The sequence below is a fragment of the Acinetobacter sp. 24-47-66 genome (assembly GCF_056779755.1).
Genome location: NZ_JBWYIL010000020.1, coordinates 14,890 through 37,907 on the forward strand (window position 1 = coordinate 14,890; position 23,018 = coordinate 37,907).

18 protein-coding genes are annotated in these 23,018 nt (G+C 39.6%); 8 read left to right on the forward strand and 10 right to left on the reverse strand.

The genetic code is table 11. The annotated features are described in order from the left end of the window. The first annotated feature begins 179 nt into the window (after positions 1 to 179). Together AC1M84_RS13510 and AC1M84_RS13515 are read left to right on the forward strand one after the other, a co-directional pair. The gene (locus tag AC1M84_RS13510) at positions 180 to 3,119 is read left to right on the forward strand and encodes an insulinase family protein (RefSeq protein ID WP_481595168.1); all 2,940 of its coding nucleotides are present in this window, start codon (positions 180 to 182) and stop codon (positions 3,117 to 3,119) included. A 73-nt stretch (positions 3,120 to 3,192) separates the two neighbouring features. Beyond that, a complete protein-coding gene (locus tag AC1M84_RS13515) occupies positions 3,193 to 4,284 on the forward strand; it encodes a phospholipase A (protein ID WP_481595181.1) in 1,092 nt (363 codons plus the stop codon). Between the two features lie 39 nt (positions 4,285 to 4,323). Here the strand turns inward: AC1M84_RS13515 and AC1M84_RS13520 are convergent, their stop codons facing one another. From AC1M84_RS13520 to AC1M84_RS13550, 7 genes are all read right to left on the reverse strand, one after another. After that, a complete protein-coding gene (locus tag AC1M84_RS13520; RefSeq protein WP_092768415.1) occupies positions 4,324 to 4,959 on the reverse strand; it encodes a CoA transferase subunit B in 636 nt (211 codons plus the stop codon). A 3-nt stretch (positions 4,960 to 4,962) separates the two neighbouring features. After that, entirely contained in the window at positions 4,963 to 5,667 is a 705-nt protein-coding gene (locus tag AC1M84_RS13525; protein WP_092768413.1) for a CoA transferase subunit A, read from the reverse strand. A 78-nt stretch (positions 5,668 to 5,745) separates the two neighbouring features. Beyond that, on the reverse strand, positions 5,746 to 6,678 hold the full coding sequence (locus AC1M84_RS13530; protein WP_481593967.1) for a hydroxymethylglutaryl-CoA lyase: 933 nt from the start codon (positions 6,676 to 6,678) through the stop codon (positions 5,746 to 5,748). Next, positions 6,678 to 8,672 carry an acetyl/propionyl/methylcrotonyl-CoA carboxylase subunit alpha gene (locus AC1M84_RS13535; protein ID WP_481593948.1) on the reverse strand — a complete coding sequence of 665 codons (1,995 nt, stop codon included), beginning with the start codon at positions 8,670 to 8,672 and terminating at the stop codon, positions 6,678 to 6,680. The genes AC1M84_RS13530 and AC1M84_RS13535 overlap by 1 nt, the downstream gene beginning before the upstream one ends. A gap of 13 nt (positions 8,673 to 8,685) precedes the next feature. Beyond that, positions 8,686 to 9,486, reverse strand: coding sequence for an enoyl-CoA hydratase/isomerase family protein (locus tag AC1M84_RS13540; protein WP_481587950.1), 801 nt, complete (start codon positions 9,484 to 9,486; stop codon positions 8,686 to 8,688). A gap of 12 nt (positions 9,487 to 9,498) precedes the next feature. After that, entirely contained in the window at positions 9,499 to 11,100 is a 1,602-nt protein-coding gene (locus AC1M84_RS13545) for a carboxyl transferase domain-containing protein (protein WP_481587949.1), read from the reverse strand. Between the two features lie 26 nt (positions 11,101 to 11,126). After that, complete coding sequence (locus AC1M84_RS13550; protein ID WP_481595169.1) at positions 11,127 to 12,299, reverse strand: isovaleryl-CoA dehydrogenase; 1,173 nt, start codon at positions 12,297 to 12,299, stop codon at positions 11,127 to 11,129. Positions 12,300 to 12,444: 145 nt separating this feature from the next. Here AC1M84_RS13550 and AC1M84_RS13555 point away from each other — a divergent pair, with 145 nt between their 5' ends. The 5 genes from AC1M84_RS13555 (at position 12,445) to AC1M84_RS13575 (ending at position 18,261) form a co-directional block, all read left to right on the forward strand. After that, a complete protein-coding gene (locus AC1M84_RS13555) occupies positions 12,445 to 13,071 on the forward strand; it encodes a TetR/AcrR family transcriptional regulator (RefSeq protein ID WP_092768402.1) in 627 nt (208 codons plus the stop codon). Positions 13,072 to 13,173: 102 nt separating this feature from the next. Beyond that, the gene (locus tag AC1M84_RS13560; protein WP_481595170.1) at positions 13,174 to 14,865 is read left to right on the forward strand and encodes an AMP-binding protein; all 1,692 of its coding nucleotides are present in this window, start codon (positions 13,174 to 13,176) and stop codon (positions 14,863 to 14,865) included. 101 nt (positions 14,866 to 14,966) lie between these two features. Further along, complete coding sequence (locus AC1M84_RS13565) at positions 14,967 to 15,641, forward strand: class I SAM-dependent methyltransferase (RefSeq protein WP_481592301.1); 675 nt, start codon at positions 14,967 to 14,969, stop codon at positions 15,639 to 15,641. Between the two features lie 122 nt (positions 15,642 to 15,763). Next, positions 15,764 to 16,762: a cysteine synthase A gene (gene cysK, locus AC1M84_RS13570; protein ID WP_481595171.1), complete on the forward strand. Its 999-nt coding sequence runs from the start codon at positions 15,764 to 15,766 to the stop codon at positions 16,760 to 16,762. Between the two features lie 182 nt (positions 16,763 to 16,944). Then, positions 16,945 to 18,261, forward strand: a complete 1,317-nt coding sequence (locus AC1M84_RS13575; RefSeq protein WP_481595172.1) for a flavin monoamine oxidase family protein — start codon at positions 16,945 to 16,947, stop codon at positions 18,259 to 18,261. 60 nt (positions 18,262 to 18,321) lie between these two features. Here the strand turns inward: AC1M84_RS13575 and AC1M84_RS13580 are convergent, their stop codons facing one another. Further along, on the reverse strand, positions 18,322 to 19,944 hold the full coding sequence (locus AC1M84_RS13580) for a long-chain-fatty-acid--CoA ligase (RefSeq protein WP_481595173.1): 1,623 nt from the start codon (positions 19,942 to 19,944) through the stop codon (positions 18,322 to 18,324). A gap of 113 nt (positions 19,945 to 20,057) precedes the next feature. Beyond that, entirely contained in the window at positions 20,058 to 21,413 is a 1,356-nt protein-coding gene (locus tag AC1M84_RS13585) for a flavin-containing monooxygenase (RefSeq protein WP_218947418.1), read from the reverse strand. Positions 21,414 to 21,517: 104 nt separating this feature from the next. Here AC1M84_RS13585 and AC1M84_RS13590 point away from each other — a divergent pair, with 104 nt between their 5' ends. Next, positions 21,518 to 22,135: a TetR/AcrR family transcriptional regulator gene (locus AC1M84_RS13590; protein ID WP_481595174.1), complete on the forward strand. Its 618-nt coding sequence runs from the start codon at positions 21,518 to 21,520 to the stop codon at positions 22,133 to 22,135. A gap of 4 nt (positions 22,136 to 22,139) precedes the next feature. Here AC1M84_RS13590 and AC1M84_RS13595 read toward each other — a convergent pair whose 3' ends face one another. Next, positions 22,140 to 23,012 (reverse strand): alpha/beta hydrolase, encoded by an 873-nt coding sequence (locus tag AC1M84_RS13595; RefSeq protein ID WP_481590880.1) that lies wholly within the window; start codon positions 23,010 to 23,012, stop codon positions 22,140 to 22,142. Between the last annotated feature and the right edge of the window lie 6 nt (positions 23,013 to 23,018).

A 23,018-nucleotide genomic window follows, 5' to 3' on the forward strand; every position in this document is an offset into this window, starting at 1 on the left:
AGCTTTAACCCGCATTTAATCGAAATGAATTATTTAATTCCGATATAGTTCTATTGATTTAGTTTTAATCTGACTATTTTACTCGGAAAATAGTTAGAGTTTGTTGTATAAATGATGAATTGTATTGAACTATCAGTATAATGATCTTTGTTAAAATTTATGTAAATTAAGGAGCACACATGACCGTAGATGTTACTGAAACCATTCAAAACACCGTTCATCCCGCGTTTCAGTTGGTACGTCAACATCATGTAGCCGCACTCGATATATTAGTTTCAGAATACCGTCATAAAGAAACTGACGCTGTGCATTTTCATCTAGCAACTGAACATGATGAAAATGTTTTTTTAGTTGCTTTCCGTACACAACCGATGGATTCAAAAGGCGAAGCACACATTCTTGAGCATACTGCATTATGTGGTTCTGAAAAATTTCCTGTACGTGATCCATTCTTTTTAATGATCCGTCGTTCTCTAAATACGTTTATGAACGCATTTACAGCTGCCGATTGGACAGCTTATCCATTTGCGACACAGAATAAAAAAGATTTCCAAAACTTACTTTCCGTCTATTTGGATGCAGCATTTGCAGCCAATTTAAACCCTTTGGATTTCGCTCAAGAAGGTATCCGAATTGAGTTGGAAAATGGTGAGCCTGTTTACAAGGGTGTGGTTTTTAATGAAATGAAAGGTGCAATGAGTTCGCCTTCAGATCAGTTATATCACCAACTTGCTCATCATTTATTCCCTAAAACGACTTACCACTATAATTCAGGTGGTGATCCTAAGGATATTCCTGATTTAACTTACGAAGAGTTAGTCAGTTTCTATAAGTCACATTATCATCCAAGTAACGCTATTTTCATGACTTTTGGTAATCAATCTGCCTATGAGTTACAAGAGCAGTTTGAAACTTTAGCGTTATCTAAGTTTAAGAAAGGTCAAACCTTATATTCGACACCAGAAGAGCGTCTAGAAGCACCTATTGAGGTGACAGAGACTTACGCGGTAGATGCTGAAGATTTGAAAGATAAAACCTACCATGTACTGGCATGGTTACTTCCTGAATCTAGTGATATTCAACTTCGTTTAGGCTTACGTTTGGCTGAAGGGATCTTATTGGAAGATTCTGCTTCACCATTACGTCACTATTTAGAAACGTGTGGTTATGCTCAATCTACAGGACCAATTTTAGGTCTTGATGATTCTAACTATGAAATGACTTTCTACTGTGGTATTCAAGGTTCAAATCCTGAACATGCAGAAACATTCAAAAACGGTGTGTTGAATGTGCTGAACGAGGTTGCCTCGAAGCCTGTAGATCAGTCATTGGTTGATGCGATTTTGCATCAAATTGAATTACACCAACGAGAAATTGGTGGAGATGGCACGCCTTATGGTCTAAGCCTCATCCTCAATGGTTTAAGCAGTGCAATTCATCATAATGATCCAATACATGTTTGGGACGTAGATTCGACCATTGAGCAAGTGAAAGAGCAGTTGAAAGACCCGATGTGGTTGCCTAATCTGATCAAGACCCATTTGATTGATAATCCGCATCGTGTACAGATGACGCTTGTACCAGATGCGAATAAGTCGAAATTAGAGGCTGAAGCAGAAAAACAGCGTTTAGCTGATATAGGCGCACGCTTAACAGATGATGAAAAAGCGGAAATTGTACGCCAGACTGAGGCATTAAATGAAAGACAGGCAACTCCTGATAACTTAGATTTATTGCCGAAAGTTGGTTTAGACGATATTCCTGCCGAACTTCCAGTCGTTCAAGGTCAATTGAGAGAAATCATTTCTAATAACTTAGATACACCCTTGAACTTATACCATGCTGGTACTAACGGAATTTATTATCAACAAGTGATTATTCAAATTCCTGATCAAGTCGTGAAATCACCTTACTTTAACTTACTCTCCGTGCTCATGGGGGAGGTTGGTGCAGGTCAATATAATTATTTAGAATTACAGCAATTACAAACAGCGGTAAGTGGTGGCCTTGGTATGGGGGCATCTCTACGTAGTAAAGTTGATGATAAAGGTAAAATTAGCGCATTTTTAACGCTGACAACCAAATCGCTTGCCCACAAACTAGATACGATTCAATTGTTAAAACTGGCATTTGAGAAACTGCGTTTTGATGAAAAGGACCGTATTATTGAACTTTTACAACAGCGTAAGACGCGTTGGGCATCCCGTTTGTCTGGTTCTGGACATAGCTATGCCATGCAGATTGCTTCTCGTAATATGAGTGCATTGGCATTGCGTGATTATAATAATACCGGCTTAGGTGCGCTTAATTGGCTGAGCGAGCTTGTTCAAAGCATTGAAACAGATGAACAAGCATATGCGAACCTCATTCAAGAGTTGCAAAATATTCACCGTTTGTTGTTACTCGCGCCTAAACAGTTCCTACTGGTCTGTGAAGAGCAACAGTCTGAACGTTTAATTGAAGAAATTCAAAATGTTTGGGATAAACTTGAAGTGAAGCGTGAGCCAGTGCGTCTTGCTGAAGTTAATTTTGAACAAACGCAAAATGACGAAGCATGGCTGATTCAATCCAATGTCCAATTCTGTGCTTCTGCTTATCCAGCAGTTGAAGTTTCTCATCCGGATGCAGCACCGTTAATGGTGCTTGCGGGTTATCTACGTAATGGTTTCCTACATAGTGCAATCCGTGAAAAAGGAGGCGCTTATGGTGGTGGTGCAAGCTATGATGGCAATGCTTGTGCATTTAGATTCTATAGTTATCGTGATCCACGTTTAGCAGAAACTTTCCAAGATTTTGAAGCAAGTATTGATTGGTTATTGAATACTGAACAAAAACCACACCAACTTGAAGAGGCGATTCTTGGTCTTGTATCGAGCATGGATAAGCCTGGTTCTCCAGCAGGTGAAGCAATTACTGCATGTTATGCATTATTGCATGGACGTACGCCTCAATTCAGAAAAACTTTACGAGAGCGTTTGCTCAATGTAACGTTAGATGATCTAAAGCGTGTAGCAGAAACGTATTTAGTGAATCAAAAACCAACGAAGGCTGTTGTAGCACCAATGGCTAAAAAAGAGCAACTTGAAGAACTTGGGTTTTCAATAAAACAAGTGAATTAAAATTAAAAATGGGGCTTAGCCAATGCGAAATAGAATAAAACGTTCACCAATATGGTTGGGTGTGTCGTCGTTTATGTGTTTGCCTATACAGACAGTTTGGGCAACAGATGTGGTACCAGCGAATCCAGCGTCACCACAAGCGTGCGTTGCACTTGATTCAAATGCAGAGCGTTTAGCCTGTTATGATGCATTGTTCAAAGCCCCTGAACTTGAGCAACCTGCGTATGTTTCTGAGCGTCAGGCCGCGCGTGAAATACCAGCACCGCAGGTTGAACCTCAGGATTTAAAGTCTAAAATTGAGCAAAAAGTTGAAAACTTGTTTTCGGTGGAAGGTTCTGTAATTACACCAAATTCATCATTGCTTGATAAACGATGGGAATTGGCTGAAGACAGTAAATTAGGTACATGGAATATACGTGCACATCAACCTGTATATTTACTTCCTGCATTTTGGACGTCTGATAAGAACGAATTTCCATCGAGCCCAAATCCTCAAAACACCGTAGAAGATGATCAAAATTTAAAGTCTTTAGAGTCCAAGTTTCAAATTTCACTCAAAACTAAAGCTGTTGAAAACTTAATCGGGAATAATGGCGATATTTGGTTGGGTTATACCCAGTCATCTCGTTGGCAGGTTTACAACTCTGAAGAATCACGACCATTTCGTGAAACGAATTATGAACCTGAAGCAAGTATTGTGTTTCGAACCAACTATGAATTTTTAGGTTTAAATGGTCGCTTACTCGGTTTAACGCTAAATCATCAATCAAATGGACGTTCGGATCCTTTATCACGTAGTTGGAACCGTGTGATGCTGAACTTAGGATTTGAGCGTGATAATTTCGCTATGATGATTCGACCTTGGTATCGAATCGAAGAAGATTTTAATGATGATAACAATCCTGACATTAAAAACTACATTGGTCGTGGTGATTTAACGACTTTTTACCGTTGGAATGATCATGATTTTAGTTTGATGTTAAGACATTCACTTAAGGGTGGGGATGATTCTCGAGGAGCTGTTCAATTTGATTGGGCATTTCCAATCAGTGGCAAACTTAGAGGTCATTTTCAATTATTCGATGGGTATGGTGAGAGTTTGATTGATTATAATCATCGTGCTACCTATGCGGGTATTGGCGTCTCTTTAATGAATGCTTTCTAAATAAAAAAACCACGTTTAGGCGTGGTTTTTTTAGCGATCTTATTGCGATTGAATTAGGGGAACTCCAGTCACTTTCTGTATCTCATCAAAGTTGACGTCATGAGCCAGTTCTATCAATTTTACCCCTTGAGGCGTGATATCCAAAACCCCTAGATCTGTAATCACGCGATGAACGACTGCTTTACCTGTAAGGGGCAGTGAACATTGCGGAACAATTTTTGGGGTGCCATCTTTGGCACAATGTTCCATCAGCACGACGACTTTTTGTACGCCAGCCACCAAATCCATTGCTCCTCCCATACCTTTGACTTTTTTCCCTGGAATCATCCAATTCGCAAGATCACCTTGCTCAGAGACTTCCATAGCGCCAAGTATAGCTATATTCACGTGCCCACCACGGATCATGGCAAATGAATCAGCACTGGAAAAGAATGCAGCGCCTGCTCGCGCCGTAACAGTTTGCTTACCCGCATTAATCAGGTCAGCATCTACGGTTTCTTTTGTTGGAAATTCGCCAATTCCCAGCAAACCATTTTCAGATTGGAGCCAAACATTGATATTTTCAGGAATATAGTTCGCAACCAATGTTGGCAATCCAATCCCTAAATTGACATAAAATCCATCTTCGAGTTCCAAGGCAGCTCGTTGTGCCATTTCATTACGCGTCCATGCCATAACTTATGCCTCCGCCTTTAAGGTCATTTGTTCGATTCTTTTTTCTGGTGTGGTGTTAAGAACGATACGATTTACATAAATGCCAGGCAAATGTATTGAATCGGGATCGAGCTCACCGATCTCTACAATTTCCTCAACTTCAGCGACTGTAATTTTCCCAGCCATCGCACAAACGGGATTAAAATTTTGAGCTGTTTTCCTAAAGATTAGGTTACCTGCCTTATCTGCTTTATACGCTTTGACCAAAGCGACATCTGCAGTTAAAGAGGGTTCTAAAATATATTCTTTACCATTGAACTCACGTACTTCTTTACCTTCTGCAATCAACGTACCTACGCCTGTTTGGGTAAAAAATGCAGGAATCCCAGCTCCACCAGCACGGAGTTTTTCAGCCAAAGTGCCTTGAGGGGTTAGCTCGACTTCAAGTTCACCATTTAAGTATTGTCGCTCAAATTCTTTATTTTCTCCGACATAGGAAGAGATCATTTTTTTAATTTGTTTTGTTTCGAGTAGTAATCCCAAACCAAAACCATCTACACCTGCATTGTTTGAAATACAAGTCAGCTCTTTAGCTCCTGTTTGTTTCAGGGCAGCAATCAAAGCCTCAGGAATACCACATAAGCCAAAACCACCAACAGCTAAGGTTTGACCATCTTGAATGATATCGTTCAGTGCACTTTCAGCACTTTCATACACTTTGTTCGTCATTGAACACCTCATTGTATTTTTATTTTGTTCATCCTGAATCAGCTTCTGATCTTCATTATTTCATAATGCTGATACGTACTAAGCACATTTTTTTTGCCAATACGCATTGGCATAGTTAGATGGATTGTTTCGTTGCAAAACTTGACTAATGTTACGACTCGCAAGCATCAGGGCATCTAGGTCAATGCCAGTCTCATAGCCCATATTGGACAAGAGATAAAATAAGTCTTCAGTGGATACATTACCCGAAGCACCTTTGGCATAAGGACAACCGCCAAGTCCTGCAATCGATGAGTCAAATATGCGGATGCCTTGTGTCAGTGATTGATAGATATTGGCAATTGCCATGCCGTAGGTATTGTGAAAATGACCTGCTAAAAGTTGTGTTTCAATTCGTTCCAAACATGCATTCCAAACTTTGGCAACTCGATCAGGTGTAGCTGTGCCGATGGTTTCACCCAAGGATACTTCGTAGCAACCTAGATCGATTAACTTTGCACTGACTTCAGCAACCTTAGATGGATCAATTGGACCTTCATAAGGGCAGTCGACGATACATGAAACATATCCACGTACTTTAATATCATGTTGTTGAGCAAGCTGTAATACATCAGCAAACTTCTCAAAACTTTCCTCAATTGAACAATTTATATTCTTTTGAGTGAAGCTTTCAGAAGCAGCGGTGAAAACCGCAACTTCTTTACAGCCTACAGCTAAAGCTGACTCGAATCCCTTAAGGTTTGGTGTCAGTAAGCTGAACTGGATATCTTCATCATGTGGTAGGCTAGCATAGAGTTGATCACTTTCTGCCATTTGAGGTACCCACTTTGCAGATACACAAGAACCGACTTCGATATTCTTCAAGCCAGTTTTCATCAAATCAAGAATAAGATTGCGTCTGTCTTCGAATGTTAAAGGTATTTTTTCATTCTGAAGACCGTCACGAGGTCCAACTTCAACGATTTTCACAAAATTATCGTGATTTGGTGTGGTTTGATTGGTTGTTTTCATCATGCCGCATTCTCCTCAGCAGCTTGAAACTCAACCAGCTCATCACCAGCTTTCACTTGATCACCTTGTTGGAAATAAGCTGCGACTACGACACCATCAAATGGTGCACGTATAGCGTATTCCATTTTCATTGCTTCTAACGTTAATAACACTTCATCTTTTTTTACACGTTGATTTGCTGAAACAAATACTTGTGTCACTGCACCCGGCATTGGTGCTTTTAGATTTGAGTCAGATGAGGCTTGATCATCTGTATTAAAATTAGGTTTGATGAGTTCAAATTTAAAAGTCTGCCCATTTTTAAAGAGGGTGACCGCATCATTGGTTTTTTTGAAACTGATTTTCTCTTGACCAAAAGAGGTATAGATCGCTATGAGATTTTCATTGAGCAACTGACCTGAGATAGCGTAGCTTTGGCCATCAAGCTGTGCTTCGAACCCTTGCGAAGTTGAGATAAATTCAACTTGATACGTTTGTCCGAGATGTTCAAGTTTTATCGGTGTACGCGCATCAACATTATTTCTCCAAAGGGGTTTTGCTTTCCAAACTGGATGGCTTGTACGCTTGGATTCATTTAACTGAGAATGCAGTTCAATAAATGCTGCTGTGACAATTGTTTCAGCCGAAGAAGGGGTAGTGGTTTTAAATAGGAACTCATCTTCACGCTGAATTAAATTGGTATCTAGATTGGCATTTTTGAAAGAGTCACATGCCACTAAGCGATCTAAAAATGCAATATTGTTGCCTAAGCCTTCGACATGAAAGTGGCTCAAAGCATGATGCATCTGGACGAGAGCTGCTTCACGGTTTTCTCCCCATACGATGAGTTTAGCAATCATTGGATCATAGAACGTTGTGATCTCATCACCTTGCACAATGCCACTATCAACACGGACACATTCATTTTGAGTCGGATAATGAAGATAATTAATTTTTCCAATTGCTGGGAGAAATCCTTTCTCTGGCTCTTCTGCATAAACACGAGCTTCAAGGGCATGGCCATGAATTTTTAATTCAGACTGTTGTTTTGGCAAAGGTTCACCATAAGCAACACGTAATTGCCATTCAACCAAATCTTGTCCTGTGATCATTTCCGTCACAGGGTGTTCAACTTGAAGGCGAGTGTTCATTTCCATGAAGTAAGCTGTACCATCTTGCTCAACAATGAACTCAACCGTTCCAGCACCGACATAGTCTACTGCTCGGGCAGCATTAATCGCAGCTTCACGCATCGCTTCGAGTTTAACTTCGGCCATTTTAGGGGCTGGGGCTTCCTCTAGGACTTTTTGGTGACGGCGCTGCACAGAGCAATCACGTTCAAAGAGGTGAACATAATTGCCATGTTTGTCACCAAAAACTTGCACTTCAATATGACGAGGATTGACAACATAACGTTCAATTAGAACGTCATCATTGCCAAAGCTTGATTTCGCTTCACTTTTGCATGAGTTCAGTGCAGGAAGAAAGTCTTCAGCACGCTCAACTAAGCGCATGCCTTTACCACCACCACCTGCACTGGCTTTAATCAGCACAGGATAACCAATCTGATCAGCTTGTTGTTTAAGAAAATCTGCATCTTGATTGCTGCCATGATACCCAGGTGTGAGTGGTACACCTGCTTTTTCCATCAATGCTTTAGATGTTGCCTTTAAACCCATGGCTAAGATGGCAGCCACTGGAGGCCCTATAAAGGTGATGTTGTTTTTTTCACAAGCTTCCGCAAATTGATCATTTTCAGATAGGAAACCATAACCTGGATGGATGGCTTCAGCTCCTGTTTTAAGTGCAGCTTGAATAATACGATCTGCTTGTAAATAACTTTGTGCAGCAGGGGATTCACCAATATAAATAGCTTCATCGGCTAATTTGACATGCTGCGCTTGGGTATCTGCATCTGAGTAAACTGCAACCGTTGCGATACCTAATTTTTGTGCACTACGAATCACACGACATGCAATTTCGCCACGGTTTGCAATGAGAATTTTTTTAAACATATTGAATTCCTTTTTATTGTTCTGCCGTTGCTTGAATCCATGCTGGGCTTTGTTTATTTAAAAAAGCAGTTAAGCCATTTTTGGCTTCATCACCTTGACGTACGTGCGCAATGTGTTGGGCGGTTTGAATCAGTAAATCTTCTGTGACTTCTTGATGATCAACTAAACGAATCAAAGACTTTGATGCAGCTTGAGCTTCAGGGCCACCAAGCAAAATTGCATCAATGATTTCCGATACGGTGGCATCCAACTGTTCTGGCTGACAAACTTCATGGACGAGACCAATATGCTTTGCTTGTTCTGCAGAAATACGTTCAGCAGTGAGAAAATATCGAGATGCTTGACGAGCACCGATGGCACGGATCACGTATGGACTAATCGTTGAAGGTGCTAAACCTAATCTCACTTCTGAAGTGGCAAACTTAGCATCAGCGGAAGCGACACAAATATCGCATGCTGAAGCAAGCCCCATGCCGCCGCCAAATGCAATACCATGGACACGTGCGATAGTCGGTTGTTTCAGCGTGGCTAAACTTTGTAACATTTTGGCAAGTTTTAATGCATCCTCTTCATTTTCCACTTTTGATGCTTGACCTGCTTGTTTCATCCAATTGAGGTCCGCACCTGCAGAAAAGCTTTTACCACGACCTGCCAAAACGACAACACGAACGTCATCATTAGCATTTAAAGTTGTGAAACAGTGATTCAGCTCTTCTATCACTTGTGTATTGAATGCATTGTGTAATTCAGCACGATTAATCCATACGGTCGCAACTTGGCGTTCAATTTCAAGCTGTAAAAATTCATAACTCATGTCATTTTCTCCTTACATGCGGAACACGCCGAACTGAGTTGGTTCAATGGGTGCATTCAATGCAGCAGCCAAACTCAGACCTAAGACATGACGTGATTCTGCTGGATCAATCACACCGTCATCCCACAACCGTGCAGATGCATAATAAGGGTGTCCTTGCTTTTCAAATTGATCACGATAAGGTTGTTTGAATTGATCTTCTTCTTCAGCTGACCAAGTTTCACCACGTTGCTCAATTTGATCACGCTTAATCGTGGAGAGAACACTAGCAGCTTGTTCACCGCCCATCACGGAAATACGTGAATTCGGCCAAGTCCATAAGAAGCGAGGAGAATATGCTCGACCGCACATTCCATAGTTGCCTGCACCAAAAGAACCACCGACCACCAAGGTGATTTTAGGAACATTTGCGGTCGCTACTGCCATCACCAATTTAGCTCCGTTTTTGGCAATACCTTCATTTTCATATTGGCGACCAACCATGAAACCGGTGATGTTTTGGATAAAGAGCAGTGGAATATTGCGTTGCGTACATAATTCGATGAAATGCGCGCCTTTCTGTGCAGACTCTGAAAATAAAATTCCGTTATTGGCAATGATTCCGACCTTCATGCCGTAGATAGATGCAAAACCTGTAATTAAGGTTGTACCAAAACGAGCCTTAAATTCATCAAGTCTTGAACCATCCACGATACGTGCAATCACTTCACGGATGTCAAAGGGTTTGCGTGAGTCACTCGGAATGACACCATAGAGTTCTTCAGCACTATAAAGTGGTTCTTCAATTTCGGTCTTAAATGCTTTCGGTTCGATATTTAGGTTTTGAACAATATTGCGTGCAATTTGAATCGCATGTTCATCACTTTCTGCAAGATGATCTGCGACACCAGATAAACGGGTATGAACATCGCCACCACCAAGGTCTTCAGCAGTCACCACTTCACCTGTTGCAGCTTTTACCAAAGGTGGACCACCGAGGAAAATCGTACCTTGATTGCGGACAATAATCGTTTCATCGGACATGGCAGGGACATATGCGCCACCCGCAGTACAACTCCCCATAACCACGGCTATTTGTGCAATACCTTTACTCGACATGCGTGCTTGGTTGTAAAAAATTCGTCCAAAATGATCGCGATCAGGGAATACTTCATCCTGCATTGGCAGAAATGCACCGCCTGAGTCGACCATATAAATACAAGGAAGATGATTTTGTTCAGCAATTTCTTGCGCACGTAAATGTTTTTTTACAGTTAAAGGATAATATGTACCTCCTTTAACTGTTGCATCATTGGCAACGATCATGCAAGTCACACCATGCACTTGACCAATACCTGCAACCACACCTGCAGCTGGAACATCGTCAGCATAAACTTGATAAGCAGCGAGTTGACCAATTTCAAGAAAGGCAGTTCCTGCATCAATGAGTTGATCGATGCGCTCACGCGGTAATAATTTGCCACGTGCTAAATGTTTCTGACGTGCTTTTTCTCCACCGCCTAAGGCAATGGTGTGAGCTTGTTTTTTTAAGTCTGCGACCAATTCAAGCATCGCAGCTTGATTGATTTTAAACTCTTCACTACGTGGATTGATTTTGCTTTTAATTTCGTTCATCAATGACTTCCTTGTATTAACTTGAATTATTTGGTTTCGTTGAATAACTCACGACCAATTAACATGCGTCGAATTTCAGAAGTTCCTGCACCAATTTCATAAAGTTTGGCATCACGCCATAATCGACCCGTGCTGTAATCATTGATATAACCATTGCCCCCAAGGGTTTGAATTGCTTCACCAGCCATCCAGGTTGCTTTTTCAGCTGAGTAGAGAATGGCACTTGCTGCATCTTTACGTAAACCACGATCATGATCAGCTTTGTCACACGCTGCACCCACGGCATAAACCAAAGCCTTGCTTGCCAACCATGTAGAATACATATCCGCAATTTTGCCTTGCATGAGTTGGAATTCACCTAAACATTGACCGAATTGCTTACGTTCATGGATATATGGAATAACAACATCTAAACATGCATCCATAATGCCTAGAGGTCCACCACTGAGAACTGCACGTTCGTAATCCAATCCACTCATGAGCACTTTTGTACCGTTACCTACACCGCCCATGACGTTTTCTTTAGGCACTTTGACATTGTCAAAGAATAGGGGATAAGTATTTGAACCACGCATCCCGAGTTTGTCTAAGTGGCTACCATGACTAAAGCCATCCATACCTTTTTCAATGATGAAAGCGGTCATGCCTTTGGCACCAGCATTGATGTCGGTTTTGGCGTAAACCACCAACACGTCAGCATCTCCACCATTGGTAATCCACATTTTTGAGCCATTAAGTACAAAGTGATCACCATGCTCTTCAGCACGTAATTTCATACTAACGACATCTGAACCCGCATTCGGTTCAGACATTGCCAAAGCGCCGACATATTCGCCAGAAATTAATTTAGGAAGATATTTTTGTTTTTGTTCTTCGCTACCATTACGGTTAATTTGATTCACACAAAGATTTGAATGTGCCCCATATGAAAGTCCAATGGAAGCAGATGCTCGTGAAATTTCCTGCATGACAATGATATGAGCCAAATAACCCAGATTGACACCACCGTATTCTTCACTCACGGTAAGTCCAAGTAACCCCATATCACCAAATTTTTTCCATAAGTGAGCTGGAAATAAGTTGTCTTGATCAACTTGTTGAGCAATAGGTGCGATTTCCTTTGCACAGAATGCAGCTACAGAATCACGTAAAGCGATTAGTGTTTCGTCTAGTCCAAAGTCGATACTCTGTAAATTCATTTTCATTCATCCTAAAATTTAATTTTTATTTCCAGTGAAGCATTTTGTCCTTGCTTGAGAAATACAATACAGTTATTTTTTAAAAAAGTGAATATAGATTCAGAAAATGATTTATAATTCATTTTAGTTGATTGGGTGAACAATTATGAGTTATAAAAGATCCACTTTGATGCAAGAGCGTATGGAGCAAAATCGTCAATCGATATTGCAATCCGCGCGCGAACTTATTGCGGGTGGTGGTTTTAAAGATGCACAAGTGCAAGCGATTGCAGATAAATCTGGTGTCTCGAGTGGTTTGGTCTATCGCTATTTTGAGAACAAAAATCAGATTTTGATTGAAGTGCTTTCACAGGCCATCAAAGGTGAGGTCGATATTCTGAATCAGATTGCAAAAAATGATTGGACTTCGACTGAGAAGTTGACAAAGGCCGTCACTGCTTTCGTAAAACGTGCTCTGAATAGCCCTCAACTTGCATATTCACTCATGTTTGAGCCCGTAGACCCAACGATTGAGCATGAACGTTTTAGAAGTAAGCAACTGATAAAACAATCCATTAAGGAGATTCTTGCCGAAGGAAAGGTCAATGGTGAGTTCGAATTTGAAGATTTAAATACAGCTGCATTATGCGTGGTTGGTGCGATGACATTCGTTGTGATTGAACCTTTAAATCCATCGCGTAATGTGATGTTTGATGACGGTTATAAAGGTTATTTCGTTAAGCAAATTGCAGACTTTTGTGTCAATGCAGTTAAGGCAAAGGAGGAAAATTAATTTAATTCACACAAAAGGATGTCGTGTTTAAACGAGTAATCGCGTAATTAATAACGAAATATTGGATTGATATAAGAAAATAGAATCAAGGAGTATGATTCAATGACGCAATTACGACTCAGTTATGCCTATGGCACCAGTGAGCAACCCTTATTGGGTATGACCATAGGCCATAAATTTGATCAAGCATGCCTACAATATGCCGATCAGGATGCTGTGGTCAGTGTGCATCAAAATGTACGTTTGACCTATCAGCAGTTACAAGAGAAAGTAAATGCTTTTGCATGTAGTTTATTAAAAATCGGTTTAGAAAAGGGAGATCGTCTAGCGATTTGGTCCCCTAATTGTGTGGAATGGACGATCGCACAATTTGCAGCCTTCAAGGCTGGAATTATTTTGGTCAACTTAAATCCTGCGTATAAAAGCTACGAGCTAGAATACGTACTCAATCGAGTATCTTGCAAAGGATTAATCATTGCATCGACCTTTAAGACGACCAATTATCAAGAAATTTTGACGCAAATTGCACCAGAAATTTTGCATACGACCAATGGCGTTTTAAATGCTGAAAAATTGCCGCATTTAAAGTATTTGATCAAAATAGATGATCAACAACATACTGGGTTTTATCGCTTTAGTGATTTATTGGTTGAACCGACTTCAGAGCAGTTAGATCAACTTAATGAGATAGCATCTGGTCTTCAATTCGATGAAACCATCAATATCCAGTTTACCTCTGGAACGACAGGTAGCCCCAAAGGGACCATGCTGACACACAATAATATTCTGAATAACGGGTATTTTGTGGGAGAGGCAATCAAACTGACTTCTCAAGATCGAGTTTGTATTTCTGTACCGTTATTTCATTGCTTTGGTATGGTGATGGGTAATCTCGCCTGTATTACACATGGATCAACCATGATCTATCCATCAGCTGTATTTAATCCTCTTGATAGTCTTAAAGCGATTGAACAAGAGAAATGTACCGCGGCATATGGTGTGCCTACCATGTTTATTGCCATGCTTGATCATGAGCAATTTGACGAATTTGATTTGACTACATTGCGTACTGGCATTATGGCTGGCAGTCCATGTCCAAAAGAAATCATGAAGCGCGTCATTGAGCGTATGCATATGCGAGATATCACGATTTGTTATGGCATGACTGAAACAGCGCCAGTAAGTGCACAAAGTTCGATCAAAGATTCGCTAGAACAACGAGTGAGCACTGTTGGTCGAGTTCATCCACATATCGAAATTAAAATAGTCGATGAACACGGTAAAGTAGTGCCTCGTGGCAAACTCGGAGAGTTGTGTGTACGAGGATACTCAGTCATGCTGGGCTATTGGGATGAAGAAGAAAAAACACGAGAAGTCGTAGATGTCGCAAAATGGATGCATACCGGTGATATCGCTGAAATGGATGATGAAGGCTTTATCAAAATCAAAGGTCGCATTAAAGATGTTGTGATTCGGGGAGGTGAGAATTTATTCCCTAAAGAGATTGAAGACTTCTTATATAAACATCCTGCTGTTAGCGATGTCCAAGTGATTGGACTTCCTGACCCGAAATATGGCGAAGAGTTATGTGCTTGTATTATTTTGCATGAAGGACATGAATGTTCTGAACAAGTGATCAAAGATTACTGCAAAGCCAATATCTCACATAATAAAGTGCCACGATATGTACATTTTCTTAAAGAGTTCCCAATGACTGCTTCTGGTAAGGCTCAGAAGTTTAAACTCCAAGAATATATGCGTGAGCAACTCAATATTTTTGATGAGAGTGCTTAATCGTCATTGAGTAATATTTTTAACTTCAAGCTAGAAAAACAACAAAGCCGAACTTAGTTCACTAAGTTCGGCTTAATTTTAAAAAATAGTAGAAGAGCGATATGGCAAAGAATTTTGATCACCCAAAAATCGTAGAAAACTATGATGAACATATCAGGCAGCTCATACCAGGATATGAACTGATGCATCTACATATATTAGCGCTGCTTGAAACTCATCTCAAAGAAGAGGCTAAAATTGCCATTGTCGGGTGCGGAACTGGATTTGAACTGAATTATTTATTAGATCATTTTCCAAAGGCGGAGTTTGTTGTGTTTGATCCATCGGCAGCGATGCTTGAAAAAACAAAACAGATCGTTCAGTTTAAGCAGCAAATGCACCGAGTCATAATTCTGCAAGGTGACACGACGGTGCTCCAGAAATATTCTGAAAATTTTGATGCAGTATTGAGTATTTTGGTTTTTCATTTTGTTTCACATGCATACAAAAAGAGTTTTTTAGGTGATATTTACCATGCTTTGAAACAAGATGGTGTGGTTCTGAGTTTCGATCTGATGCAATTCGAAGAACCAAATGATCAGTTAGTATTAAAAAATTTGGTGACAAAAATAGGATTAAGTGAAAAACAAAGTCAGGTCATGTTGGAAAGAATACATGATGACTTTAATTTAATGACGGTGAAAGAGATTAAGAATCTATACCTTCAGGCTGGTTATCAAAATTTAAGAACTTTTTGTCAAATGTCTAATTTTTATGGATTAAAAGCAGTAAAGTGATAATTTCATATTTAGAATAACTTATTCATTTTATCTTATATGAAAATCGTACAAATGGTTATATATCTAAAATGAAAAAGGATTATGATAAAAGTATTGTTTTATGAATATAAGGATTGTTCATGACCACAGAGACTCAATTTCCACAAACTTCAAATCGCGGAATCGCGGTATACAGTAATAACGCTGAAGCGATTGGTAATACACCGCTTATTCGCATTAATCGTGTAGTACAGGGTGGGGCTACAGTTCTTGCTAAAGTGGAAGCACGTAACCCAGCATTTTCAGTAAAATGCCGTGTTGGTGCTGCTTTGATTGCAGATGCAGAACAACGTGGTGTGCTTAAAGCAGGCATGCATATTGTTGAACCGACGAGTGGTAATACAGGGATTGCGCTAGCTTTTGTTGCTGCTGCTAAAGGTTATGACATCACACTGACTATGCCTGCAAGTATGAGTATCGAGCGCCGTAAAGTACTCAAAGCATTGGGTGCTCATTTAGTATTAACCGATCCAGCTAAAGGGATGAATGGTGCTGTTCAAGAAGCAGAACGTTTAGTTGCTGAGAACCCAGAGCTTTATTATTTACCTCAGCAATTTGAAAACCCAGCAAATCCTGCCATTCATGAAACTACAACTGGACCTGAAATTTTTGAAGCAACGGGTGGTAAGGTTGATATTTTAGTGGCTGGTGTAGGTACGGGAGGTACGATCTCTGGTATTTCGCGTTATTTTGAGAAAGTTAAAAATCAAGCCCTTTACTCAGTTGCAGTTGAACCAGCAGACTCACCAATTATTGGACAAGCGAAGCGTGGCGAAACACTCACTCCGGGACCACATAAAATCCAAGGCATTGGTGCAAACTTTATTCCTAAAAACCTAGATTTAGATTTGGTGGATGAAGTTATCGCGGTTGAAAATCAAACAGCAATTGATTTTGCTCGTCAATCTGCAATCAAAGAAGGGATTTTTGTGGGGATTTCAAGTGGTGCAGCATTAGCGGCCGCTCATGAACTTGCTCAACGTCCTGAAAATGCAGGTAAAACCATAGTGGTGATTTTACCTGATGCTGGAGAGCGCTATTTATCTTCAGTTTTATTCGAAGATATATCAGCAGATTAATGAGAAAGTCAAAGCATTCTAAAAAAACGGTCTTCATGGCCGTTTTTTTGTGATTTATTCGATTCAAACAATTTTAAACTCTTTTTAAGTTACCAATCATTTTAAATTTATTACATCACACGACTATTTTCACAGTTTTGAACGCGATATCTTTAAGCGAATTTTTTCTAATAAAAAAATGAATGAACGACTTTAATCATCCTATTTATATTATCGGCGCTGGTGTTGCAGGATTAAGTTGTGCTCAGCATTTAAAATCAGCAGGATTTAATGTTGTTGTTTTAGAAGCACGTGATCGTATAGGTGGGAGAATACATACACAAAACATTGATGGTCATTGTTTTGACCTTGGTGCATCATGGATACATGGTATTGATAATAATCCGATATGGAAAATTGCAGAGTCCAATCGGATCAATACTCAAGTTTTTAATTATGATCAAGTGGATTATTTTCATGCCAATGGTCAGCCATTTACCGAACAAGAGAGCTTAGAATTTGAAAAATGCCTTCGTGATGTTCAGAAGGTTTTTCAAAATAAATCAAAAGAGCAGGATATCTCCGCTTTTGAGCAACTTGAGAATTTTTTAGGAACGATACGTTTTCAACTTCATTATTTTGATCGAGACGTCATCACACAAAAAATTAAGCAGTATTACTCAAGGCTTGCCAATGATCCTTTTGCGACTGATTTAGAGCAATTAGCCCATAATTTTATGGATTTTGAAGGCTACTTCTCAGGCGATGAAGTGATATTTTCAAAAGGTTATGAAAAGATTGTTAAAGTTCTGGCTACTGATTTAGAGATTCATACGAATGCAGATATTGTTGAAATCGATCATGACTCTCATCAAGTGCAGATAAAAACAGCATGTGGACAGCTTTACATAGGTTCTCAAGTTGTGGTGACAGTTCCACTCGGTATTTTAAAGCAAGATAAAATTAAGTTTGAGCCGCCTTTGCCTAGTGGATTAGTCCGATCGATTCAAAAGCTGGGTTTTGGATCTTTCAATAAAATATTTATACAATTTTCAAAAGCTCTAGAATTTAATGGGAATGCACTTAAACACAATACGGCATTTTTTTGGGATGAGCGTGAGCTGTATAGTATTTTAGATTTTAGTCGTTTATATAATAAACCGACTTATCTACTTCTCGTTGGAGGTACAAAGTCAGAATGGGTTGATCAAGCAACGGATCAACAGGTGCATGAATATATCAAGAAAATATTGAAGATTTGCATGCACTCCAATGAAATTCAGAACATCATAATTACCCGCTGGGGGAGTGATCCGTTTAGTTTAGGTTCATTTAGTTTTCCAAAAGTTGAACATACTAAAGATGATGTAGAGATCTTTAAAAAAGAGCATCCAGCGCAAGTATATTTTGCAGGTGAACATTGTCATACCGATTATGCAGGCACTGTGCATGGTGCATATCTGTCAGGTCGTGATACTGCTAATTTAATTATTCGTAATGGCTTAAATATAAAGCTGTAACTGATGTACAGTTACAGCTTTATTTAGTTAGTATGAGTGAGTTGAGAAATTAACCTGAACTCACATTAATACATGTCCATATTCTTCGCGAAGTTTTCTTTTTAGCATTTTTCCAGTGCCGCTAAGCGGTATGGCATCGACAAAAATCACTTTATCTGGAGTTTGCCATTTAGCAATTTTATCAGCATAGTAATCAATGAGTTGTTGTTCAGTGATTTGGCTATTAGGATGTTTAACGGCGATTAAGACAGGTCTTTCATCCCACTTTGGATGTTGTGCTGCGATGACCGCAGCCATCGCAATTTCTGGGTGACCCATTGCGATATTTTCAAGCTCTACAGAAGAGATCCATTCTCCACCAGATTTAATCAAGTCTTTGGCACGATCACTAATATGCAGATAGCCATCAGCATCTATAGACGCAATATCTCCAGTATCAAACCATCCATCACTGGTCAATGGTGAGTCGGACTGACCAAAGTATTTGTCAACAATCCAATGTCCTTTGATTTGTAAATTACCAATAGTCTCACCATCATGTGGAACAAGATCGGTTCCTCTTTCTTCAGACACTAAACGAATCCTGACTCCAAACGGCGGGCGACCTTGGGAAAGACGTAGATTTGCTTGTTGATCCTGAGAAAGTTGTTTATGTTTGGCTTTGAATTGATTGGCAGTGCCAAGTGGACTAGCTTCAGTCATCCCCCATGCATGAATGGTTTCACAATCATATACATCACGGAATGTCGCTAACATGCTTGGTGGGCAAGCCGAGCCACCAATGACATTACGTTTTAAAGAGGTCAGTGAACTGTTCATTGCTTTTGCAGCAATCAACAAGCTTTGCCAAATGGTAGGAACACCAAGTGCAACAGTCACTTCATATTGATCAATGAGTTTAACTAGACTCTCACCATCAAGACCCGGCCCTGGTAATATAATTGAAGCACCTACCATCGCTGCGGCATAAGGTGTTCCCCATGCATGAACGTGAAACATCGGAACTACAGGTAAAATAATATCTTTGGCTGATAGATTGAGTGAGTCAGGTAAGCTGGCCGCTAAACTGTGAAGAACAGTTGAGCGATGAGAATAGAGAGCACCTTTAGGATTGCCTGTTGTTCCAGAGGTATAACATAGTGAACTTGCAGTGGTTTCATCAAATTCAGGCCATGTATATTCTGCAGTTTGACGTGCAATTAAATCATCGTAGAACAAGACTTCGGGTAAGGATTGACGAATCTTTTCATCAGGTGCATCTAAGCAAATGAAATGTTGCACAAGGGGAATATGTGCTTTTATTCCTGTAATCAAAGGTAGGAATGTTTTATCAAAAATAATCGCTTTATCTTGTGCATCATTAATAATGAAAATCAGTTGTTCTGGAAATAATCTTGGGTTAATGGTGTGACAGATTAAACCACTACCAGAAATAGCATACCAAGCCTCTAAATGACGATGATTGTTCCAAGCTAATGTTGCAATACAATCGCCGTGAATGAGTTTAAGTTCATTCAATGCCTTTGCACCACGTTTAGCATTATCCGATACATCGCCCCAATTGGTTTCGTAAAGTGTGCCATCGGTGTTTTTTGAAACGATCAGGGTGTCTTTATGAAATTCAGCAGCATGTTCTAGTAAACTGCTGATTAATAAAGGTTGAAACATCATACGTCCGTGCATGCAAAGCTCCTGCTATTGATCATTTAAGTTGTTATTTTGAGTTGATTATACTTATGTAAGGTGAGTGCTCACGATTAACGTAACACTCACTGATGACCTAGAAATACACTAAATTATGCAGTCAGTAAAGAACCAACTAATTTACGGATTGAAACCAAAGGTTTACGCTCTGGAATGATGACCCCAGCAGTTTTAAGGTCTGACACGAGTTCAGCGCGGAAGTCATTATAGTCAACCTCTGCTGCATGACGTTGACCGCCTTCAAAGTTGTAATGTGGATGATCTAACTCATGCTGAATCGCTTTTTTCATATCAGCAGGACGTTTATATTTTCCTAAGATTTCCTGACATGCCAAATTGGCTTGATGATCTGAAATTGGCCAAATACAACCTAGTGGCTGGAATAAACCAATGAAATAAAGATTGTCATGTTCTGCATGCATCATTTTACGGTAAAGCGGTAATTTTTCAGCATGTTGGAAATCTATAAAATCTTTATCGAAGAAAGGGAAGACGGTCCAGAAACCAGTACAACAACAAATAATATCAAACTCTTGTTGAGTACCATCGACGAATTCTACAATTTTACCATTGAGACGCTTGATCGCTGGTTTTGGTTTGATTTTACCGTGACGCACATAGTCAATGAAGTCAGAGTTCGCCGTTGGATGTTGTGTCAGCATCGGTTTGTCATTTACAGGCAAGCCAAAATCTGCGTAATTTCCACTGAATGCTTTTACCAATTTGGTCAGAATTTTTTGGCGCATTTTGGGCGGAAGTTTTTCCATTGACTTGACGAGTATGTCTGCGGGATGTCCAAACATAAATTTTGGAACAAACCATTGTGGACTGCGCATCGATATATACACATCTTTTGAGACACGTGCTGATTCTACGGCAACATCACAGCCTGAATTACCTGCACCAATGACTAAAATTTTCTTTCCACGCCAGTCGTCATTTACACCTTTAAAATCATGTGAATGCATCCACTTGCCAGTAAATTCACCTTCATACTCAGGGTATTTCGGTTTCCAGTGATGACCATTGGCAACCATTAAATAGTCATATATTTTCTGTTGTTCTTTACCTTGATCATCGGTGTAATCCACCACCCATTTTTTATTTTCATTTTTATGAATATGGTTAATAGTGTGATGAAATTTAATCTTGTCATATACACCAAAATGTTTGGCATAATTTTCAAAATACTGCTGCAAATGATCATGTCGTGGATAATCAGGGTAACTGTCTGGCATTGGATAATCTTCATATTCAGACATTGTACGCGAGCTAATAATGTGTGTATTCTCATAGACTGAAGAATGACCAGTTTTAGAATTAAACACCCAATTCCCACCGACTTTGTCATTCTTCTCGAAGATATCGTATGCAATACCATTTTGTTGACAATTTTTAGCAGCCGTAATTCCTGACGGACCTGCACCAATGATACAGACTGTGTTCATATTCATATCCTTGAATGATGTTCTTTTTATTCATAACCAACTATAGTTGGTTTTATGACTATAATCGATTTATTTTTAAACAGCAAGACAGGGGATTTGTTTAAATGCTTTTTGATGAAATTAAGCTTCCTGTACAAAAAAGAAGTAAAGCAAGGTTAGAACTTGTATTAGAAACAACGAAGAAAATATTAGAAGAACAAGGCATCAATCACTGTACTATTCCCGAAATTGCAGCACAGTCCGATCTTCCTAAGATTACGATTTATCAATACTTTCCAACAGTTAATCATTTGTTCAGCATATTGGTGAAACGTTATTTAGATGAACTGCAGGCCTATGTTTTGTTTAAAAATGAGTGCTATCAAACTTGGTCAACACGTGATATTTGTTTGGATCTAATTTCTAAGGTGGCTGAGTTCTACAATTCAAATCCTGCTGCAAGTATTTTGATTCTGGGTGGGCCAGTACATGTTGATGGTTTTAATTTACAGGAAATCGTCATTGAGAAGATTGCTCATGATTTACAAGCGGTATTTGAGCAGAAAGTTCATCCGCTGAAATTGAATAGAAAAGAGGAAGCGGTGTATTTGGTTGAAATGGTTTTTGCATTAATGAAACACAGCTACTATCAGCATCAACAAGTCACTGATGACATTCTAAAAGAATGCCATTTCATCAGTGAATTTTACTTAAGCAGTAAGGGATATAACTACCACCTTTAAAAGTTTATTTTAGTTTTTCCAAAAAATGTTGATGCGCTGTGATGAGTTGATCAAAAACGGGCGAATGGAATAGATCGAAGTGACCGCAGACGAACTCACGATATTCACCTTGTTTTAGTTTTTGTGCGAGTTTACGTGTTGCTTTGATAGGAATAAGTGAATCTAGTTCCGCACCTGACACAAAAACAGGGCATTGAATTTTATGTACGATCATTGTTGGTCGGTATAAACCAATGGTTGCAACGATTCGAGCTGGTACAGCATTTTTCCAATGTATCCCGTCTGGGATCAGTCGATAATATGCATCATAGCAATCTTCACCCGCCAAAATGGCAAACCGATCTTTTGCAACTACAGGCATGGTTTTGACTCTACCTATTTTTGCTAGGGCTAAATCTTGTAATGCAATCATGGTTGCAGGCAATAAATATTTTTTCGGATACAGTGTCAAGCTCGCTAAACCATCAACGTGTGGAAAATTAGAGATCACTGCTTTAAAGGTGTGTTCACTTGCTAATGTTAGAACATGCGCACCACTGAACGAATACCCCCATAAAATGATATTTTTTTTCGGGATATAGAATCGGGATTGAATATAGTCGATAACGACGTTCCAATCCTGAAGTTGACTATTTTTATCGACAAGATGCTGAACAGGACCACTGCTTAATCCAAAACCAGAATGATCAAATACGCATAAGTTATATCCCAATTCTGCATAAGCTTCAGCGAAAGAGTTTAAGCCACAGCTTTTTTCTCCACCTAAGCCATGAGCCATAATGATGATACTAGAATCTTTTGTGATCGGCTCTGGCATATATAAATCCGCTTGGATTTGATAGCTGCCATTCGGAATGAGTAATTCTTGAGTTTGCATCGTGGT

Coding starts and splice junctions, on each gene's coding strand:
- AC1M84_RS13510 (WP_481595168.1), top strand. CDS start 180: ATGACCGTAGATGTTACTGAAACCATTCAAAACACCGTTCATCCCGCG.
- AC1M84_RS13515 (WP_481595181.1), top strand. CDS start 3,193: ATGTGTTTGCCTATACAGACAGTTTGGGCAACAGATGTGGTACCAGCG.
- AC1M84_RS13520 (WP_092768415.1), bottom strand. CDS start 4,959: ATGGCATGGACGCGTAATGAAATGGCACAACGAGCTGCCTTGGAACTC.
- AC1M84_RS13525 (WP_092768413.1), bottom strand. CDS start 5,667: ATGACGAACAAAGTGTATGAAAGTGCTGAAAGTGCACTGAACGATATC.
- AC1M84_RS13530 (WP_481593967.1), bottom strand. CDS start 6,678: ATGAAAACAACCAATCAAACCACACCAAATCACGATAATTTTGTGAAA.
- AC1M84_RS13535 (WP_481593948.1), bottom strand. CDS start 8,672: ATGTTTAAAAAAATTCTCATTGCAAACCGTGGCGAAATTGCATGTCGT.
- AC1M84_RS13540 (WP_481587950.1), bottom strand. CDS start 9,486: ATGAGTTATGAATTTTTACAGCTTGAAATTGAACGCCAAGTTGCGACC.
- AC1M84_RS13545 (WP_481587949.1), bottom strand. CDS start 11,100: ATGAACGAAATTAAAAGCAAAATCAATCCACGTAGTGAAGAGTTTAAA.
- AC1M84_RS13550 (WP_481595169.1), bottom strand. CDS start 12,299: ATGAATTTACAGAGTATCGACTTTGGACTAGACGAAACACTAATCGCT.
- AC1M84_RS13555 (WP_092768402.1), top strand. CDS start 12,445: ATGAGTTATAAAAGATCCACTTTGATGCAAGAGCGTATGGAGCAAAAT.
- AC1M84_RS13560 (WP_481595170.1), top strand. CDS start 13,174: ATGACGCAATTACGACTCAGTTATGCCTATGGCACCAGTGAGCAACCC.
- AC1M84_RS13565 (WP_481592301.1), top strand. CDS start 14,967: ATGGCAAAGAATTTTGATCACCCAAAAATCGTAGAAAACTATGATGAA.
- cysK (WP_481595171.1), top strand. CDS start 15,764: ATGACCACAGAGACTCAATTTCCACAAACTTCAAATCGCGGAATCGCG.
- AC1M84_RS13575 (WP_481595172.1), top strand. CDS start 16,945: ATGAACGACTTTAATCATCCTATTTATATTATCGGCGCTGGTGTTGCA.
- AC1M84_RS13580 (WP_481595173.1), bottom strand. CDS start 19,944: ATGCACGGACGTATGATGTTTCAACCTTTATTAATCAGCAGTTTACTA.
- AC1M84_RS13585 (WP_218947418.1), bottom strand. CDS start 21,413: ATGAACACAGTCTGTATCATTGGTGCAGGTCCGTCAGGAATTACGGCT.
- AC1M84_RS13590 (WP_481595174.1), top strand. CDS start 21,518: ATGCTTTTTGATGAAATTAAGCTTCCTGTACAAAAAAGAAGTAAAGCA.
- AC1M84_RS13595 (WP_481590880.1), bottom strand. CDS start 23,012: ATGCAAACTCAAGAATTACTCATTCCGAATGGCAGCTATCAAATCCAA.